An 18817-nucleotide genomic window follows, 5' to 3' on the forward strand; every position below is an offset into this window, starting at 1 on the left:
TGTTCACTCAGAGGCAATGCGCAAAGCGGCCGCTGTGGCCCACGGAGCCAGTGCCACTGCGGCTGCCAGCAGGCCTCCCAGTAAAAATAAATGTGATTGTGGATCTGACGCCACAGCCGCGCCGGCGCCGAAAATTAGTACGGGTACGTACAGTGGCAAAACTAATAACGCAATCAGCACGCCGCCGCCACGCACGCCGAGCGTCAGCGCCGCGCCAATGGCGCCAATCAGGCTGAGGATGGGCGTGCCGAGTAAAAGACTGGCCATCAGGATGAGGACTTGTTCGGCCGGCAGGCCGAATTGCAGCGCCAGCAGCGGCGAGAGGATGACCAGCGGTATGCCGGTGGTGAGCCAGTGCGCGAGGATTTTACCGGCGACCAGCAGTGTGGCGGGTTCCGGCGAGAGCAGCATCTGTTCCAGTGTGCCGTCGGCATGGTCTTGTGCGAACAGGCGGTGCAGCGCCAGCATGGAGGCCAGCAGCGCGGCGATCCACAGCATGCCGGGGCCGATGGTGCGCAGCATGGCAGGTTCCGGCCCAAGGCCCAGCGGCGCCAGTGCGGCGACGATGATGAAGAAGAAGACCGAGGACAGAACGTCCGCGCGGTTGCGCATCGCCAGCAGCAGGTCGCGGCGAATCACGCCGAGGAAGGCGGTCATCATGGCGCGGCGTCCGGCGGCGCGACGCCAGCGGTCGGCCGGACGGCGGCCTTGGTCGCGGCGGGCGGCGCGGGCGCGGTGACGCGGTCGAGGTTAAGTTCCAGCGCTTGCGCCGGATTCAGTGCAAGGTCGGTGTGGGTGGTGTAGAGCAGCATGCCGCCGCGTGCGAAGTGGCGGTCCAGCGTCGCGCATAGCGCGGTCACTGCATCCTGGTCCAAAGCGTTGAATGGTTCGTCCAGTATCCACAGCGGTGCGGCTTCGCCTTCCGCGCCATGCAGGCGCGCCAATGCCAGCCGCTTGCGCTGCCCTTGCGACAGCGAACGCGCCGGCAGTTGCGCCGCGCGGCCCAAGCCCAGCGCGGCCAGCGATTGCTCGGCGGCGCGGCGGTCCAGCGTGCGGCCTTGCAGGCGCGCGGCGTAGACCAGGTTTTCCCATGCCAGCAATTCGTCTTTCACCGCAGCCGCGTGGCCGAGGTAAATCATCTGGCTATGATATTCATCGCGGCAGGCGGCAATCGACCGGCCCTGCCAGCGCACTTCGCCCGCTTCGGCATGCGCCAAACCAGCGAGAGTACGCAGCAAGGTGGTCTTGCCGCTGCCGTTGGCGCCGCGCACGCGCAGCGCCTGCCCTGCTTCCAGCGACAACGACAAGCCCTTGAACAGGCGGCGTTCTCCGCGAACGCAACACAGGTCGAGGGCTTGCAGCGTCATCGCGTGGGCAGCTTACTTGCGCTTGGCGGCGCTGGCGTCGCGCGCGGCGCGGAACTCGGCGTCCTTGGACCAGTTAGGCCAGTCCTTGGATTCCGCCAGGTCGCGGCCCAGCGAGTACAACATGCCCAGGTCGTGCGCCATGCCGGTGAAGCTCCAGTCGGCGCTCCACTCGTCGGATGGCTGATGGTAGTTGTTGGTCACATATGCTTCCTCGATCTTGCGGCCGGCTGCCTCGCCGCCGTCCACCAGGTCATTACCCGAACCGTACGAAATGGCCGGCACGCCGCGCTTGGCGAACGGGAAGTGGTCCGAGCGGAAGAAGTGGCCCGCTTCCGGCACCGGATCCGGCGTGTAGGCCAGGTTGTACTGCTTGGCCTTGGCGATCAGCTGGTCCAGCAGATCCAGCTTGGCGCTGCCGGAGATGGTGAAGTTGCGGGTCGGACCGACCGGGCTCAGTGCGTCCATGTTGATCACGCCAACAGTGGTGGCCAGCGGGTACACCGGATTGGCCGAGTAGTACTCGGAACCCAGCAGGCCTTTCTCTTCCGCCGTCACCGCCAGGAACACCACGCTGCGCGCCGGTGCCGGCGCCTTGCCGTAAGCGCGCGCCAGTTCCAGCAGCGCGGCGATGCCGGTGCCGTTGTCGATGGCGCCGTTGTAGATCTTGTCGCCCTTCGCATCAGGCAGGCCGACGCCGAGGTGGTCCCAGTGGCCGCTGTAGATCACGGTTTCATTTGGCTTCTTGGTGCCCGGCAGGCGTGCCAGCACGTTTTTCGACACGATGACCTGCGCATCCACCGCGTAGTTGGCCGACAGCGTGATGCCTTTCAGCTCCGCCGTTTTGAAGTCGCGCGTTTGCGCCTGCTTCTTCAGTGCTTCGAAATCGAGGCCGCCGCGCTTGAACAGTTCCACCGCCAGGTCGCGCTGGATCCATGCTTCCATCGGCGCGTGCGCTTCCGATGGCTTCTTGCGCACGATGTCGTACATCACGTTGGTGTTGGAGTTCTTCACCGTGTTCCAGCCGTAGGAAGCCGGTGCGGTTTCGTGCACGATGATGGTGCCCAGCGCGCCGCGACGCGCCATCTCTTCATACTTGTAGGTCCAGCGGCCGTAGTAGGTCATGGCCTTGCCGCCGAATTCACCTTCACCGGTCTCGAAGTCCGGATCGTTGATCAGCACCACCGCCAGCTTGCCCTTCAGGTCCTGGCCCTTGAAATCGTCCCATTTGCGCTCAGGCGCGGTCACGCCGTAGCCGACGAACACCAGCGGCGCGTTCTTGAAGTCGACCAGCTTCGAACCGTTCATCGCCGCGCGCACGGCCATGTCGTCGCCCTGCTTCAGTTCCTGCGCGGTCCTGCCATCATTGATGGTCAGCTTGACCGGGCCCTTGATTTCAAAACGGCCCAGCGGCACGTCTTGCGTCCATGCGCGCTTGCCTTTGATCAGATCACCGCCCGGCTGCAAGCCGGCGGCCTTGAATTGTTCGATGATGTAGGCGACGGTTTTGGTTTCGCCGGCGGTGTTCGGGCCGCGGCCTTCGAATTCGTCCGACGACAGTACCTTCACATCCTGCGACAGACGTTTTGCGTCAATCTCAGGACCGTTCGCCGCGTGGGCGGCAGTCGCTGCAAACGCCGCGATCAGCGACATTACAAGCATGGTTTTTTTCAAGCTAGCCTCCGTGGGTTACACAAAATCGTGACCGGTCATACTGCCACGAATCAACCATCACGACAATGCCATAAGTAATTACCAACTTTGCAATTATTTCCTGTAGGATATAGGCTTTCTTGCAAGGAGCCCTCTATGCGCCGTTTGATCACCGCCCTGCTTTGCCTCAGCCTGGCTGCCATTCTGCCCGCCGTCGCCGCCGACGATGCGCCGAAGATGAGCGCACAGCAGTTCCTGTCATCGCTGACTTTCCGCGAAGGCAAGGTCCAGCTGCCGGGCGATATCGCCACGCTGGACCTGCCGCCCACCTTCCGCTATCTGGATCCTGCCGACGCCGGCAAGCTGTTGAGCGAAGGCTGGGGCAATCCGCCGGGCGCGAAGACGCTGGGCATGATCGTCCCGGCCGACGTCAACCTGCTGAGCGCGGCCGGCTGGGGCGTGGTGGTGACGTATGACAAGGACGGCCATGTCAAGGATGACGACGCCGACACGATCAACTATGCCGACCTGCTGAAAGACATCCAGGAAGGCATGATCGAAAATAACAAGGCCCGCAAGGAACAAGGCTACGCGCCGATGACGCTGGTGGGCTGGGCCGAACAGCCGAGCTATGACAAGTCGCAGCACAAGCTGTACTGGGCCAAGGAACTGCATACCGAAGGCGATAACGAAAACGGCTTGAACTACAACATCCGCGTGCTGGGCCGTGAAGGCGTGCTGGTCCTCAACGCCGTGTCCGGCATGAACCAGATTGCGCAAGTTAAAACCGAGATGAAAAAAGTCACTGCCTTCACCGACTTCACGCCGGGCAACCGCTATAGCGATTTCAACGCCGGCACCGATAAGGTGGCGGAGTACGGCATCGCGGCGCTGGTGGCGGGCGGCGTCGCAGCCAAGCTGGGCTTCTTCGGCAAGATCTTTGCCTTGCTGCTGGCCTTTAAGAAAATCATCCTGATCGGCGTGGCCGCTATCGGCAGCTGGGTCTACAAACTGCTGGGCCGCAAGCGCGAAGAGAAAGCCGCAGCGGTTGACCTGAGCAAGCCGGAGTAAGTTGATGGGCAAGCTGATCGTCTGGCTGCTGGCGGCCGGTAAAATGGGCAAGCTGCTGACCACTTGCGGCACCATGCTGATTTCGATGGTGGTGTATAGCTGGGTGTATGGTTGGCGCTATGCGGTCGGCTTCGTCGGCCTGATCTTTGTGCACGAGATGGGCCACTACGTCGCCGCCCGCCAGCGCGGGCTGAACGTCGGTGCGCCGACCTTCATTCCGTTTGTCGGCGCCTGGATCGCGCTGAAGGACCAGCCGCACGACGTCGAGACCGAGGCCTACATCGGCTTTGCAGGCCCGCTGGCCGGCACCGCCGCCGCCATGATCTGCTACTACTTCGCGCGCAACAACGACAGCAGCCTGATGCTGGCCCTGGCCTATTCCGGCTGCATGCTCAATCTGTTCAACCTGATTCCGATCTCGCCGCTGGACGGCGGCCGCATCACGGCCATCATCTCCCCCAAGGTGTGGCTGGCCGGCGTGCCGCTGCTGGCGGCGCTGTTCTTCTATCATCCGAGCCCGATGCTGATCCTGGTCGCGGTGCTGGCTTACCCGCAGCTCAAGGAGGCCATCTGGGGCGATCCGGCCAAGGCCGGCGATTACTACACCGTGCCACGCGACACGCGCATCAACTATGGCGTGCTGTACCTCGGCTTGGTGGCCTTCCTGGCGATGATGAGCTACAGCGTCCACGATATGCTGGACGGCTCGGTGAAGTAGCGTACGGTCAGGGCGCGGCAGCGCGCCCACACTGGCAGCCTGTACGTTTCAGGGGCAGCCCATGCCGGAAGGACCATCCATCGTCATTTTGCGCGAGCAAGCCGAAGGTTTCGCCGGCCGCACCATCAGGCACGCCAGCGGCAACAGCAAAGAGGTCGACTATGCGGCGCTGGGAGGGCAGTCCATCGTCGCCCTGCGCAGCTGGGGCAAGCATTTCCTGATCCAGCTGCAGGACCGCGCGCTGCGGATTCATTTGCTGATGTTTGGCAGTTACCGCATCAATGAACGCAAGGACGCGCAGCCGCGCCTGAGCCTGGGCTTTGACGATGGCGAGGAATTCAATTTCTACAGCTGCTCGGTAAAAACCCTGCCGCCCGACCTGGACGCGCAATACGACTGGAGCGCGGACGTGATGTCGGATCAGTGGAACGCCAGGGCGGCGCTGAAGAAGCTGCGCGCCCGGCCGGACATGCTGGTGTGTGACGCCACGCTCGACCAGGAGATGTTTTCCGGCGCCGGCAATATCTTCAAGAACGAAGTGCTGTTCCGCATCCGCGTGCATCCGCTGTCCACGGTGGGCGCGCTATCGGCCGCCAAGCAGCGCGAGCTGGTGGAGCAGATGCGTGTGTACGCCTTTGATTTCCTGCGCTGGAAAAAAGCCTTTGTGCTCAAACAGCACTGGCTGGCGCACACCAAACGCATCTGCCCGCGCTGCGACCTCCCCTTCCACAAAGGATATCTGGGCAAGACCCAGCGCCGCAGCTTCTTTTGCGTGAAATGCCAGAAGCAGTACCCGCCAGCCGGGTGATCACCGCACCGCTGTAGCGACTATTGCGCGGCCGTGCGGTCCCTTGCGCCGACGCGGCACCACAGGAAGGGACGCGGCTCGGCGCCCACCGCCGCCCGGTGCGTGGTGCAGCTGGCGGCATCCAGCTGCAGGCCGTATTGCTGCAGCCGGTCGGCCGCTTGCGCGATAGTGATGCGGTCCTGCGCCGCCAGGTCGATGCGATGCTGCGGCGGCAGGTCGAAGGTGCAGCCGCCGGCCGGCAAGCGGCGCAGTTCCACTTGCAGGCGAACGCGCTTCATCAGCCATTCCAGCTTGTCGCAGCCGGCGGCATCGTCGGTCAGCCCCAGTGATTGCGCCACCGCCAATTTGCGCAGGCGCGTGCCGTCGCGGTCATTGCGGGCGGCGCTCAGCAGCAGGTAATGCGGACCGGGACGCTCGGCGATGGCGGCCAGCTGGCGCGCACGCCAGGCCGGCGATTCCGGCAAGCCGGTACCCAGCGCCATCACCCGCACCTGCTTCGGCATGAAGGTTGCCATCCAGCCGGACGGCGGGTCGGGCTGGGCAAAGAACACGATGCTGTCGGCCGGCCTGGCGATCGGCGGCACCTCGGCGCTGAAGGCCTGCCCGGCCCACTCCGCATGGCCCCAGTTCGCAATCGGGAACACGCCCAGCGCCAGCGCGGCCAGCAGCACGCCGGCCACGCGCTGCGCCTGCGGCGCGATGTACTGCCACGCCAGCCAGATCGCCAGCGGCGCCAGCAACTCCAGCGGCACCAGGTAGCGGTAGATGCTGAACATGCGCATCCACACCAGGTAAGCCACGGCCACGAACACCAGCAGGAAAGCGCTGCGCGGCGCCAGCTTGCGTTCTGAACGGCGCAGCAGCCACACCACCAGCAGCGCTGCCAGCACCATATACAGCACCGGCCACAGCGCCAGCTTGAGCGGGATCTCCGACACGCGCCGCGTGTTGAAGGCAAAGATGAATGGCCACAGCAAGTTTTCCATCCAGCCTTGCGGACGGAAGAACACGTCGATCACGCCGCCGTCCTGCGCCAGCGGGCTGCGGAAGATATTGTTAAATTGCGGGAACAGCGGATTGCCGAAGGTATGCCACATTTTCAGGAACCACCAGCCGCCGCTGATAGCCATGCCGCCCAGCACGCCCGTGCCATACACCAGCGCCAGCCGCAGCCGCTGCCACCATGCCAGCGGCGCCGTCAGCAAGGCCGCGCACAGCGCCACCGCATAGGTCGCGTTGGTGAGCTTGAGGCCGGCGCTGGCGCCCATCGCCGCGCCGGCCGCCAGCACGGTCCATGCGACGCGCGCTTGCCACTGCGGCAACGCGTCCCAGCAGCGCAACACCAGATACAGCGAGGCCAGCGCCGGCAACGCGCTCAGGTTGTCGCCCATCGTGTTGCCCAACTCGCTGAGGAAGCCCGGCGCGAACAGGCCGGCGGCGGCCAGCAGCAACACGGTGCGGCGTGGCGCGGCATCGCCCAGCAGCTGGCGGGCGATGCCGGCCAACAGCAGAAAGGCCAGGCCATGCAGCGCGCCCATCACGAAACCGGCCGCGCGCGGCGGCAGCCATTGGTTCAGGTAGTAGTACGGCAGCTCCAGCGTGGGATTGAAATAGCTCTGGAAACCGGCCGGCGAGAAATCGAAACCGATGCGGCCATTGAGCAGCGCGTGCACGTTGTACAGATGGTAGTTGCGCATGTCCCAGCCATCGTCCTGGCCGCTGGCCAGCGACAGCAAGCCCAGCAGCACTGGGACCAGCACAATGGCCCACGCACCGGCGCGCGGGCGATGCAGCCACGCCGTGCGGCGCGCGAACCACGCATCCAGTCCGGCCAGGCGGGTATCGATAAATTTAAGCATCCGCTTGATAATGAAGCTGACAAAGGCGCTATTATAGTTTCTACCGACAACTTATTATGATAAGAGTAATGCGGTGGGAGGAGACATGACGCAGCTACACGCTTCGCTACGCAGCGAAGGCAAGTTGTCGCTCAACTGGACTTACCTGAACGCCATCGCCAACGGCATCTCGGCGATCGACCTCGGCGCGCTGGCCCTGCGCAACCTGCACGACGCGCACCAGTTCGTGCGCGAGTACGGCTTCGACCTCGAGCAGCCGGCCGCCGTGGCGCTGATCCGCCGCGCCCATGCCGAGGCGGTGGCCTTCATCCGCTGCAGCTTCCTCACGCCCGAGCAGGCCGGCCTGATCCCGCCCGAGGTGGCCGAGCCGGACGATCCGCTGCAATTGCTGGTGTACGCCTCGCTGCGCGGCCAGCATGTCGACGTGCGGCGCCTGTGGTCGTGCGCCGTGCTCAAGGTGATGCACGGGATTTTCTACATCGACAACAACCTCAAGCTGCGCCACTTCCACGCCATCCGCGCGCAGGTATTCGGCACCCTGGACGAGGTAATCCGCCACGACGGCGAGCAGCACTACCTGACCGACGGCGAAGTCTGCCTGCCGCTGCTGCACTACGACCGCAAGGACAACAAGGGCCGCAACAGCATCCTGCTCAAGCTGCTGCAAAAGGCCGCCTACCTGGCGGCCGACATCTTCGACCACCTCGGCGTGCGGCTGGTGTTTGCCACCCGCTGCGAGTGCCTGCTGGCCCTGCGCACCTTGCAGCGCGCGCATTTGCTGTCGGTCACCAATGTCGACGCCGAGCGCACCCGCAACACCCTGCTCGACCTCGACGCCGCCAAGCAGGTGTTCAACAAATACCGCGCCCAGCTTGAACACAGCAAGGACTATCCGCTGGACCTGCTGCGGCAAATGGATGCCGAGCTGGCCGAGATCGCCCAGCCGCAAACCCGCTGCGACAATCCGCACAGCGGCGTCGGCTTCAACAGCATCCAGGTGACGGTGCGCAAGATGATCCACGTGCAGCAGCTCGATGCCGCGCCGGAGCAGGATTACGACGTTGGCTTCTTCTTCGAGTACGAAATCCAGCTCATGGACGAGGCCAGCTACCAGCGCAGCCTGAGCGGACCGGCCAGCCACGAAGCCTACAAGAAACGCCAGCTCGACACCGCCCGCACCCGTGTGTTCGGTCGCGAACTGATGCGCTGGATCGCCAGCCATTCCGACGCCTGAATAGTGCGCCGCGCGCGGCGGCATCGTCCTACCATAGGACCGTGAAGCGTATCCTGTTCACGGCGGCCTTGCTGGCAGCAAGCCTGGCCGCTGCCCAACCCGCCGCCCGTCACGCGCCCAGCGTCACGGTATCGGCTACGCGCGATCCGGTCGACAAGTCGTATCGCAAGATGATCGCCGGCATGGAAATGTTTGAGCGCCGGCACGCGCTGGCGCCGCAGGCCACGCTGCGCTTCCAGTTGCTGCCGCGCCTGCCGGGCACAGGACTCGATGGCGTCACGCTGCGCGTGGCGGGCGACACCGTCTCGCTGCCGGTGCCGGTGGCGCCCGACCACAGCTTCACGCTGGAACGCAACGAGCAAGCCCTGCAGGAAGATGCGGCTGTCATCGCCAGCAGCAAGGCCAGCACGCTGACGTGGCGTGCGCAAGTGCGCAGCCCCAACGTGCCGGACGGCATGCGCCGCCTCGGCGATTTGCGGCTCGAATGCCTGGTCGGCGTGGAGGCGGGGCTGCTGTCCAACAACGCGCAGTGGTTCGCCTGGCTCGGTGAACTGTTCACCAGCGCTGACAGCGTCTGCAACGCCGCCGATGGCAACTACCTGTTTTTCGCCGCCCGTCCGCTGGCCGGCGTTACCCTGTTCGACGGCAACCGCAGCGCCAACCTTCCCGCCAGCGCGCTGTATGCCGGCGGCACGCAAAGCCCGGCCTCGCTGCGCTTTTGCGATTGCGAGGCGCTGCTCGACCGCAGCTACTACGCACCGATCTGGGACCGCAGCTGGTCCGACGAAACCCTGCTAAGCTTCAAGCACCGCGACCCACTGGAATGACCATCATGAACCTGATCCCCACCTTGCGCCTGGCTGCGGCCAGCCTGCTCATGCTGACCGCCTGCGCCAGCGCCCAGCCGCCGACGGAAGCACTCTGGAAAAAAATCCAGGCCGCCAACAGCGACCAGCGCTGCGATAACAGCAGCCAGTGCCACAGTCTGGGCGTCGGTTCCAAGGCCTGCGGCGGACCAGAAAACTACATCGCCTGGTCGAGCAAGAGCGGCGACGGCGCCCAGCTCAAGGCCCTGGTTGAACAGCACGCCGCCGCCCGCCGTGATGACGACAAACGGCTGGGCATGATGTCGACCTGCTCCATCGTCAGCGATCCCGGCGCCAGCTGCCGCGCCGGCGTGTGCGTCGTCAACGAACGCAGCATCATGCCGCCGGGCCAGGCCAACAGCAAATAAAAAAACCCGCGTCGTACTGCACGCGGGTTTGAGCGGGAGACTGCTAACTTAGAACGCCAGCGCTTGCTTCTTGCTCGAGTTCTGGAACAGCGGCAGCGGATCGGTGGCGTCAACATCGATCACGGTGGTGCCCTGCTTGACGCCGCTCAGCAGGAAGTTCACCGCGCCCACGTAGCGCTTGCCGGTCGCCAGGCCCGACCAGCTCATGCCCACGCTGGCGGTGCCGCCGATGGTGGCCGAGCTTGGCACGTTGACCTTGAAGTTGCCGCCGGTCGAGGCCGAGTTCACCAGCCAGCTCGACAGCGCGTAGGTCGCCGAACCGCCGCGCGGCGCGTAACCGATGACGCACACCTTGTAGTCGCCAGCGGCTGGATTCAGCAGCTGCACCGACTCGTTGGCGGTGTCGCCGCCGCTGCTGCCGACCACGGTCGAACCCTTGATCACCACCAGGTCCAGGTCGCTCAGGCCGGAGGTCGCACCGCTCACCTCAGCATCGAACAGCGAGAAGCGCGCGGCAATGGTGCCGGCCGGGATGCTGACCGTGTGCAGGTTGACGCCAGCCGAACCGCCGGCCGCGCACTGCGCATTGGCGGTCGACAGGCTGGAGCCCTGCACCACGGTGCGGGTGTCCTGCGAGGCTGGAATCAGGCCGCCCTTGACCGCACTCAGGGTGCCGGCAAAACCGGTGCCCACGGTGATGATCTTGCTGCCCGAAGTCGCTTCGCTGTACACGCCCGAGGTCACCGCCAGCGCGCTGCCGCGCACGGTCAGCGGGCTGCGCACGGTGTGGCTGCCATCGCTCCACACCAGCTTGCCGTAGGCCCAGGTATCGACCGGCGCATCGACGCGGGTGATCTTCACCGTGAAGGTGGCCTTGGCGCCGGCCGCCAGCACCAGCTGCGACGGCGCCACTTGCACCGTGTAGCCCGGCACCGAAGCGGTGGCGTTGTAGGTGGCGGTGGTGCTGCCGACGTTGGTGACGGTACGGGTCAGGGTCATCGAGCCCAGCACGTTGCCGGCGGTCAGCGAGGCCAGGTTCAGGTTCTGCGCCGCGATCGAGCCGCCGAACGCGCTGCACTGCGACGTCGAGTAGATCAGGCCCTGGCCGCACAGGAAGCGTGCGTAGTCGATCGGCGCGATGTCGTACACCAGGCCCGGATCGGCCGCCGAGGTCGGCTTGATGTGGCCGGCGCCCTGGCCCCACGGCAGCGTGCCGGTGTTCTTGGCGGTCGCATCCCACGCCACGCCGCTGGTCAGGCCGTCGGTGTAGGTGTCGTAGGCGGTGGTCATCAGGGCCGACTTGATGGCGGCCGGGGTCCAGTCAGGGTGGCGCTGTTTCAGCAGCGCCGCCACGCCCGCCACGTGCGGCGAGGCCATCGAGGTGCCGGTGTAGAACGCCCAGTCGGCGATCGGCGATGGATCGCCGGCCGCGACCGCATTGCGCTGGTCCTTGCTCAGGCCGGCGGTAACGGCGGCCAGGATGTCGGTGCCCGGTGCGGTCAGGTCCGGCTTCAGGATGTTGGCGTTGGCCACGTTCGGGCCGCGCGACGAGGAGCCGTTCATGATCGGCGCCTTGACGCTGGTATCGACCGTAGCGCGCAGGTTGCCCAGCGCGCCAGTGGCCGAGGTCGGATTGGCCGCCACGTAGTCCTTGACGATCTTGCCGTTTTCCTTGGTGATGTGCACGGTCGACACGGTGTGCGGCTGGCTCAGGATGGTCGATGCGCCGCCTTCCACGTTGGCGATGATCACACCCACTGCGCCGGCGGTCTTGCCGTTGGCGCTCTTGTTGACCAGCACGTTGTTGCCGCGGTCGCACACCAGTACCTTGCCGGTGACCTTGGCCGGATCGAGCAGCGCCGACAGGCCGTCGGCGGCGCCGAAGCACTGTGCCAGCTGGGCCGGATCGGCGCCGGCCAGGCCGGCGTCCCTGGACAGGATCAGCGGCGCGGACGGGGTGTTGGCGTTGCCCGAGGTGCCGGTCACGGTGGCGCCGTTGCCCAGCGTAGCGTCGCCGAGGTAGATGCGGTCATGGGTCGAGTTGCCGACCGTGGTCAGCCACGGGCTGATGTGGGCCACCGGGGCCGGCGCGGTCGCGGTCGGACCGGAGTTGCCGGCCGAAGCCGCCACGAACACGCCCGCTGCGGCCGCGCCGAAGAAGGCTTGCTCGGTCGCCTCGTTGAAGGTGCCGCCGCCCGCGCTCGGGCCGATCGAGAAGTTGATGACGTTGACGCCATCCTTGACCGCCTGGTTGATGGCGGCCACGCTGTTGGCGGTGGCGCAGCCGTTCTTGGCGGTCACGCCGTCGGTCCAGCACACCTTGTAGGCGGCGATGCGGGCGCGCGGCGCCACGCCGGAGGTGCGGCCCAGGTTGACGCCGCCGGTTTGCACCAGTACCTTGTCGTTGCCGCCGGCCGTGCTCGAGGTGTGGCTGCCGTGGCCGCCCGAACCTTCCGTACCAGCCACCGAATCGCGCGCCGAGTTGAACTCGGTCCAGTGCAGGGTTTGCGAAGCTTGCTTGTAGAAGCGCGCACCGATCAGCTTGTTGTTGCAGTTGGCCACGCTGAAGCCTTCGCCGGCGTCGCAGTTGCCCTTCCAGGTAGCCGGCGGCGCGCCGTAGGCCAGCGTGCTGCCGCTGTGGCTAGGGTTGCCGTTCTCGTCGACGCGGTCGGCGTAGCTGGCGTTTTCCGGCCAGATGCCGCCGTCGACGATGCCGATCACGATGTCCTCGCCGGACGCGCCCTTGCCGCCCAGCTGCTCCCACAGGCCGCCGGCCTTGTCGAGGCCGATGAAGGAATTGACGTAGCTGTCATCGAGCTGCATCACCGAGTCGGCGGTGATGGCGGCCACGCCGCTGTTCTTTTTCAGCGCGCGCACTTCATCGTCGGTCAGCAGCGCGGCAAAGCCGTTGAACACCACATCGTACTTGTGGGTCACTTCGGCGTTGGCGACGGTGCTGATGACGTCGTTCTGTTTGGCGTCCAGGTAGCTGATGTAGGCCTGCACGTCGGCGGCGTCGACATTCAGGCGCTGGCCCTGCGCCGGCATGGTGGCGGCCAGGCCGGCCACCTGGCCGGTGTAGGTGGCGGCCGGCTTGTCGACCAGCTGCACGATATAGGATTTGCGCTCGGCTTCCGCGTGGGCGCTGGCGGCCAGCGCCGACAGCATCAGCAAGACGCCGGTGGCGACGGGACGAAGTTTGATTTTCATGTGCGGGCTCCCGGTTCAGGCGTGGTTGTTCTTGTTGGCGCGACGGCGCACCACCAGGCTGATCGCAGCCAGGCCCAGGCCCAGCATGGCGTAGCTCTCTGGCTCCGGTACCGGCGCCAGGGTCAGGTTGTCGAACGCAAACTGGGCCTGGTTGTCGGATGGATTGATGCAGCTGGTGTCGGTGAAGATGCAGGAACTGATGGTGACGCTGCTGAACGAGGTGCTGCCGAACTTGGACGCCAGGTCGGCGCTGAGGAACGGCGACTTGCCGCCGGCCAGTGCCGGGAAGTCGAAGGCGTAGGTGACGGTGCCGCCGCTGGTGGTGGTGCCGGTGACGGTCAGCTGGCCGTAGGAATAGCCGGGCAGGTTGTCGACCGGCGCCAGGAAGGCGTAGTCGATGCTGCCGAGGCGGAAGGCCTTGCTGTCGCCGCGCGCAATGTTCACGCTGCCGTCGTTGACGCCGAGGTAGTACATGCTGCTGTTGCCGCTCGGGCAGGCGGCGATGGCGCACAGGTAAGGGTCGCCGCCGTAGCCGATGGCGCCGGCAAAGCCGGTGCCGCCCGGGCCGGCCGTCGGCGTGTCGATCACGGTGAAGTGGTAGTCGCCGGCATCGAAGGTATCGAGGCCGTTGTAGGTGTTGGATTCGAGGGAGTCAAAATCGATGGTGTCGGCCATGACTGGCGCGGCGCTCATCAGTGCGAGTGCACCGATCACGGCCGCCCCGGCTTTTTTCAGCGGGATGAAGTCGTTCATTGTCTGCCTTGTGGTAAAGGGATGAGCCATGACTCGCCCGGTCGGTCGCCTGAGAGAGCCCTGATTACTTTTTTTAAAAAGTAACAATCAATATAGCCAAACCCCTTGCGCAAAGTAACGAAAGATTAACTTTTATTATTTGATTATCTTTTCAAAAACCAAATAAAATCCTGCTTGCACTATGAAAGTTTTGTCATCATCTGGTCATCAAAGTATGCTCGGCAGGTTGTATTTTCGTTGTAATTGTGCAAAAACTTCTTGGAATAGACGTAAAAAAGGCCAGCCCGTGGGGCTGGCCTGCGATGGTACGATGACTGGCCGATGAAAATATTGTTATAACTTTCCCGGCAACAATATCGGCCTTGTTTCTTGCTTATTTCTTGCTTATTTCTTGCTTATTTCTTGCTTATTTCTTGCTTATTTCTTGATATACGTATCCAGCCAGTCGATCACCGTGTGGTGCCACAGCACCGAGTTGGCCGGCTTCAGCACCCAGTGGTTCTCGTCCGGGAAGAACAGGAACTTGCTCGGAATGCCCTGGCGCTGCAGCGCGGTAAACGTGCCCAGGCCTTGCGCGGTCGGGATGCGGAAATCGAGATCGCCTTGCACCACCAGCATCGGGGTCTTCCAGTTCTTCACCTTCAGCGCCGGGTTGAACTTCTCGTGCAGTTCCGGCACCTCGTAGTACGGGCCGCCGTTCTCCCACTCGGTGAACCAGATCTCTTCGGTCGAATAGGCCATGCCGCGCGTGTCGAACACGCCGTCGTGGTTGACGATGCACTTGAAGCCGTCGGACCAGTTGCCGGCAATCCAGTTCATCATGAAGCCGCCGTAGGAGGCGCCCAGCGCGCAGCTGTGCTCGCGGTCCAGCCACGGGAACTTCTGCACCGCTGCGGCCAGGCCTTTTTGCAAGTCTTCCAGCGGCTTGCCGCCCCAGTCGCCGCTGATCGAGTCGGTGAACTTCTGGCCGTAGCCGGTCGAGCCGTGGAAATCGATGAACACGGTGGCGTAGCCGGCGCCGGCGTACACCTGCGGATTCCAGCGGTAGCTCCACGAGTTGCCGAAGCTGCCCTGCGGACCGCCGTGCACCAGGAAGGCCACCGGATACTTACGGCCCGGCTGCGCGTTCCACGGCTTCATCACGTGGCCGTACACCGTGTCGCCGTTGGCGCCGGTGAAGGAGAACTGCTGGTACTCGCCGAACTTGACGTCGGCCAGCGCGGCTTCGTTCAGGTGGGTCAGCTGCTGGGCCTTGTCGGCGGTGCCGCCCAGCTTGAACTGGTACAGCTGCGCGCCGGACGCCAGGTTGGCTTGCGCGATCACCACCGTGTCTTTCGCTACATCGAAGCCGCTGACGTAACCCTTGCTGGTCAGCGCCGTCACCTTGCCGCTGGCGGCGTCGATGGAGAACAGGCGGTGCTGGCCGATATCGTCGGCGTTGGCCAGGATGGCCTTGCTGTCCGGGGTCCAGCGGAAGTCCGCGATCGAGCGGTCCCAGCTGTCCGCCACGGTGCGCTTCTTGCCGGTCGCGACATCGATCAGCACCAGGTGGAAGCGGTCGGCCTCGAAGGTCGGCTTGTCCATTGCCACGTAGGCCAGGGTCTTGCCGTCCGGCGAGTAGATGGCCTTGGTGTCCCAGGCCTGGTTGTCGGCGGTCAGGTTCTTCGGCTCGCCGCCGGTGACCGGCACCGTGTAGACATCGAAGTTGGTCGACCAGGCTTCGGTCTTGCCGGCGATGCGGGCCGAGAACGCCACGGTCCTGCCGTCCGGGCTGAAGTGGTATTCGTCATGGTCGCCGAACGGCTTGGACGGCACATCACCGTCGAGCTTGCCGCTGAGGCTGACCGGCTCGGCGCTGACCTTGCCGGTCGCGTCGATCGGCGCCGAGTACAGCACATTGTTGCGGCCGTCGGCCCAGGTATCCCAGTGGCGCACGAACAGCTTGTCGTAGACCTTGCCGCTGGCCTTGACCCTGGCTTGTTCGTCCGCGCGCTTCTTGCTGCAGGCGAGGTCGGCGCATTCGCGGTACACGGCCATGCTAAACAGCAGGCGGTCGCCCTGTGGCGACAGGCGGAAGTTATCGACGTCCAGCGGCAGGTCGGTCACCTTGCTGGCTTCGCCGCCGGCCAGTGGCAAGCGCCATACCTGCGACGAACCGGAGCGGCCCGACAGGAAGTAAATCGCGTCGCCGTTGGGCGACCATTCCGGATCGGTGGCGCTGGCGGCGGCCTGGGTCAGGCGCACCGGCGCCGCTTTCGGGTTGCGCAGATCCAGCAGCCACAACTGGGTGTTGCCACGGTTCTTGTCCATGTCGGTGGTGCGCACCGTGTAGACCACGCGGCTGGCGTCGGGCGACAGCACTGGGCTGCCGACGCGCTCCATCTTGACCAGATCTTCAACAGTGAAGCCGCGCGGCGCGGCCATCGCGCTGGACGCCATCGCGGCGCCCAACAGCAGCAAAGGGATTCTCATTCGGTGGATCTCCGATGTTATTAAAAAAATACCGGCTTATGGCCGGGCATCGGACATCATACCAAGAGCGGGCCCGGCGGGCGTAGGCTTGTTACACGCTTGTTACTTTGCGCTATCTGGGATTGCGCACCTGCCGCACAGCCTCCCAGTAGCTGTCCACCTGCGCCTGATGGCGCTGGTAGAAGTTGCGGTTGACGCTCAGGTACATCGGCGTGACGATCAGCGGCGTCGGCAGCATGTCGACTTCGCCCTTGTATTTGCGGGCGATGATGGCTTCGCCCTCGCCTTGCTGCGTGACCACCGCCGCCACCCGGTTTTGCGCCAGCATGGCGAACGCCTGCTCAGGACTGCCGGCGCTGTCGTCGATCACCACGTTGAGCTGGCGCAGCAGCGAGACGTGCAGCAGCCCCGGCTGGGTGCCGACCGGCTGCCGGCCCAGGTTGAGGAACTGCTTGCCATCCCAGTCCACCGTGCCGCCGTGCCGGCGCGAGACGGAAAAGTTCAGCTCGCCCACCGCACGGCTGGCGTCCGGCTGCGAATCTGTCATTGGAAAGGCGCTGTACGAGGTGCGCTCTTCGATGAAGGCCGCCAGCATGGCGTCCACCTGGCCGGTGCGCAGCTGTTCCATGCACTGGAAGCGCGGCGCCACCACGATCTGGATCTGCACCGGCTGCAGGCGCGAGGCGCGCCGCAACACATCCTGCGCCTGGCCGGAGCCGTCCGGGGACGTCAGCGGCGGGAAAGGATGGTCGAAGACGCACATCTTCAATTCCAGCGGGGCGGCTTGCGCCAGCAACGGGAAACCCAGCAGCAGCGACATGGCAATCTGGCGCACGGCAGCTCCTTTCATAGTAGGCAACAAATATCTTATCGCACCATCGCAAAAAGTTCTTGACTTATTTAAGACGACCGGTCATATTATATTCATGGCTAAAGCAAACGTTAAAGAGCAGATCGTCACCACCAGCTTGAACCTGCTGCACAGCAAGGGGTTCAACGCCACCAGCGTCCAGGATATTACCGACGCTGCCGGGGTGCCGAAGGGCTCGTTCTACAACCACTTCTCCAGCAAGGAAGCGCTGGGGCTGGAAGTGTTGCAGCGTTACACCGAAGGGGTGGGCCAGCTGGCGGCCGTGCTGCACGACCGGGCGCTGGCGCCAAAGCAGCGCCTGCAGCAGTACTTTGGCGCCATGATCGCCGGCAACGCCGCCAACGAATTCAATTTCGGCTGCATGCTGGGCAATTTCAGCACCGAGCTGTCGAACCAGATCCCGGCCATGCGCGGCGCCATGCGCCAGGCGCACGGCGGTTCGGCGGCGGCGCTGGAGGCCGTGATCGCCGACGGCCAGCAGGACGGCAGCATCCCTGCTGGCGCCCCGGCTGCCGAACTGGCCGGCTTCATCAACGACGCCTGGCAAGGCGCGGTGCTGCGCGCCAAGGCAGAGCAAAGCAGCGAACCGCTGGAACGCTTCATGCGCGTGGTGCTGGGCCGTATTTTGACCTGAATTTTTTTTCGGCCGTTTTTTAAGACGACCGGTCATATTGTAGTTTTTATCTAACCCTGAAAGGAAACATCATGAACTTCAAAGACTCCGTCGTCCTCGTTACCGGCGCCAACCGTGGTCTGGGCAAAGCAATTGCGCAAGCGGCCGTCAAAGCCGGTGCGCGCAAGGTGTACGCCGCCGCCCGCAACCCTGCTTCGGTGGATATCGCCGGCGTTACCCCGATCAAACTGGACGTGACCAACGCGGCCGATATCGCCGCCGCCGTGCAAGCGATTCCCGACCTGACCATCCTGGTCAACAACGCCGGCATCTCCACCGGCAGCGGGGTGACCACCCCCGATGCGCTGCAAGCCGCACGCGATGAACTGGAAGTGAATTTCTTTGCCCCGCTGGCGCTGAGCCATGCGTTCGCCCCCACCCTTGGCCGCAACGGCGGCGGCGCCATCGTCAACATCCTGTCCGCGCTGAGCTGGATCAGCCTGCCAAGCACCGGCACCTACAGCGCCTCCAAGGCGGCGGCCTGGGCGCTGAGCAACGGCCTGCGTGGCGAGCTGCGCGCGCAAAACACCCAGGTGCTGTCGGCCCACATGGGTTATATGGACACCGACATGACCGCCGGCATCGATGCGCCGAAATCGGCTCCGGCCGACATCGCCGCCGCCATCGTCAGCGCGCTGCAAGCGGGCGAAGATGAAGTGCTGACCGACGCTATCTCGCAGCAAGTGAAAGCCGGCTTTGCTGCACCGCGCAGCGCCTACCTGGGCGAAGCGCGCGCCGCGTAAATTGCGCCGCGCCGCAGCATTGAGGCGGCCGCGCAAAGCGGCCGCCCCGATAGAAATAATTTTCGGAATCTGTAATAAATCGCGTATTTTCAAGCACCAAAACCGGGCATAATCATCCACTCAGCCAGGTGAAAAAGCCCACGTTCCTGCCGGC

16 protein-coding genes are annotated in these 18817 nt (G+C 64.6%); 8 read left to right on the plus strand and 8 right to left on the minus strand.

Annotated elements, in window-relative coordinates:
• Positions 1-3: 3 nt before the first annotated feature.
• The 3 genes from ccmB to BMZ70_RS22420 are packed head-to-tail and all read right to left on the minus strand — an operon-like array spanning position 4 to position 3026.
• The gene (gene ccmB, locus BMZ70_RS22410) at positions 4-660 is read right to left on the minus strand and encodes a heme exporter protein CcmB (RefSeq protein WP_092279680.1); all 657 of its coding nucleotides are present in this window, start codon (positions 658-660) and stop codon (positions 4-6) included.
• Positions 657-1367, minus strand: a complete 711-nt coding sequence (gene ccmA / locus BMZ70_RS22415) for a cytochrome c biogenesis heme-transporting ATPase CcmA (RefSeq protein WP_092279682.1) — start codon at positions 1365-1367, stop codon at positions 657-659. The genes ccmB and ccmA overlap by 4 nt, the downstream gene beginning before the upstream one ends.
• A 12-nt stretch (positions 1368-1379) precedes the next feature.
• Complete coding sequence (locus BMZ70_RS22420; protein ID WP_092280347.1) at positions 1380-3026, minus strand: M28 family metallopeptidase; 1647 nt, start codon at positions 3024-3026, stop codon at positions 1380-1382.
• A gap of 147 nt (positions 3027-3173) precedes the next feature.
• On the opposite strand from BMZ70_RS22420, the gene BMZ70_RS22425 reads away from it, so the two are divergent.
• From BMZ70_RS22425 to BMZ70_RS22435, 3 genes are all read left to right on the plus strand, one after another.
• Entirely contained in the window at positions 3174-4088 is a 915-nt protein-coding gene (locus BMZ70_RS22425; protein ID WP_092279684.1) for a DUF2167 domain-containing protein, read from the plus strand.
• Positions 4089-4092: 4 nt separating this feature from the next.
• Positions 4093-4806 (plus strand): site-2 protease family protein, encoded by a 714-nt coding sequence (locus BMZ70_RS22430; RefSeq protein WP_092279686.1) that lies wholly within the window; start codon positions 4093-4095, stop codon positions 4804-4806.
• Positions 4807-4867: 61 nt separating this feature from the next.
• Positions 4868-5614, plus strand: a complete 747-nt coding sequence (locus BMZ70_RS22435) for a DNA-formamidopyrimidine glycosylase family protein (protein ID WP_092279688.1) — start codon at positions 4868-4870, stop codon at positions 5612-5614.
• Between the two features lie 20 nt (positions 5615-5634).
• Here BMZ70_RS22435 and BMZ70_RS22440 read toward each other — a convergent pair whose 3' ends face one another.
• Positions 5635-7473: a DUF2029 domain-containing protein gene (locus tag BMZ70_RS22440; RefSeq protein ID WP_092279690.1), complete on the minus strand. Its 1839-nt coding sequence runs from the start codon at positions 7471-7473 to the stop codon at positions 5635-5637.
• An 85-nt stretch (positions 7474-7558) separates the two neighbouring features.
• Here BMZ70_RS22440 and BMZ70_RS22445 point away from each other — a divergent pair, with 85 nt between their 5' ends.
• Genes BMZ70_RS22445 through BMZ70_RS22455 form a run of 3 tightly spaced genes read left to right on the plus strand, consistent with a single transcriptional unit; the run spans position 7559 to position 9941 of the window.
• Entirely contained in the window at positions 7559-8707 is a 1149-nt protein-coding gene (locus BMZ70_RS22445; protein WP_092279692.1) for a TIGR04552 family protein, read from the plus strand.
• 41 nt (positions 8708-8748) lie between these two features.
• Complete coding sequence (locus tag BMZ70_RS22450) at positions 8749-9534, plus strand: hypothetical protein (protein ID WP_229205550.1); 786 nt, start codon at positions 8749-8751, stop codon at positions 9532-9534.
• Between the two features lie 5 nt (positions 9535-9539).
• Positions 9540-9941, plus strand: coding sequence for a hypothetical protein (locus tag BMZ70_RS22455; RefSeq protein WP_092280351.1), 402 nt, complete (start codon positions 9540-9542; stop codon positions 9939-9941).
• A gap of 48 nt (positions 9942-9989) precedes the next feature.
• Here BMZ70_RS22455 and BMZ70_RS22460 read toward each other — a convergent pair whose 3' ends face one another.
• The 4 genes from BMZ70_RS22460 to BMZ70_RS22475 all read right to left on the minus strand — a co-directional run bounded on the left by BMZ70_RS22460 (position 9990) and on the right by BMZ70_RS22475 (position 17211).
• On the minus strand, positions 9990-13151 hold the full coding sequence (locus BMZ70_RS22460) for a S8 family serine peptidase (RefSeq protein WP_092279694.1): 3162 nt from the start codon (positions 13149-13151) through the stop codon (positions 9990-9992).
• Between the two features lie 15 nt (positions 13152-13166).
• On the minus strand, positions 13167-13904 hold the full coding sequence (locus BMZ70_RS22465) for an NF038120 family PEP-CTERM protein (RefSeq protein ID WP_165403592.1): 738 nt from the start codon (positions 13902-13904) through the stop codon (positions 13167-13169).
• A gap of 417 nt (positions 13905-14321) precedes the next feature.
• Positions 14322-16376 (minus strand): S9 family peptidase, encoded by a 2055-nt coding sequence (locus BMZ70_RS22470; protein ID WP_092279698.1) that lies wholly within the window; start codon positions 16374-16376, stop codon positions 14322-14324.
• A gap of 112 nt (positions 16377-16488) precedes the next feature.
• A complete protein-coding gene (locus BMZ70_RS22475) occupies positions 16489-17211 on the minus strand; it encodes a substrate-binding periplasmic protein (RefSeq protein ID WP_130301071.1) in 723 nt (240 codons plus the stop codon).
• Between the two features lie 91 nt (positions 17212-17302).
• Here BMZ70_RS22475 and BMZ70_RS22480 point away from each other — a divergent pair, with 91 nt between their 5' ends.
• Together BMZ70_RS22480 and BMZ70_RS22485 are read left to right on the plus strand one after the other, a co-directional pair.
• A complete protein-coding gene (locus tag BMZ70_RS22480) occupies positions 17303-17881 on the plus strand; it encodes a TetR/AcrR family transcriptional regulator (RefSeq protein WP_092279702.1) in 579 nt (192 codons plus the stop codon).
• 71 nt (positions 17882-17952) lie between these two features.
• Entirely contained in the window at positions 17953-18663 is a 711-nt protein-coding gene (locus BMZ70_RS22485) for an SDR family oxidoreductase (protein ID WP_092279704.1), read from the plus strand.
• Positions 18664-18817: the final 154 nt, after the last annotated feature.

It is taken from the genome of Duganella sp. CF402, from assembly GCF_900109645.1.
Classification (GTDB): Bacteria; Pseudomonadota; Gammaproteobacteria; order Burkholderiales; family Burkholderiaceae_D; genus Rugamonas.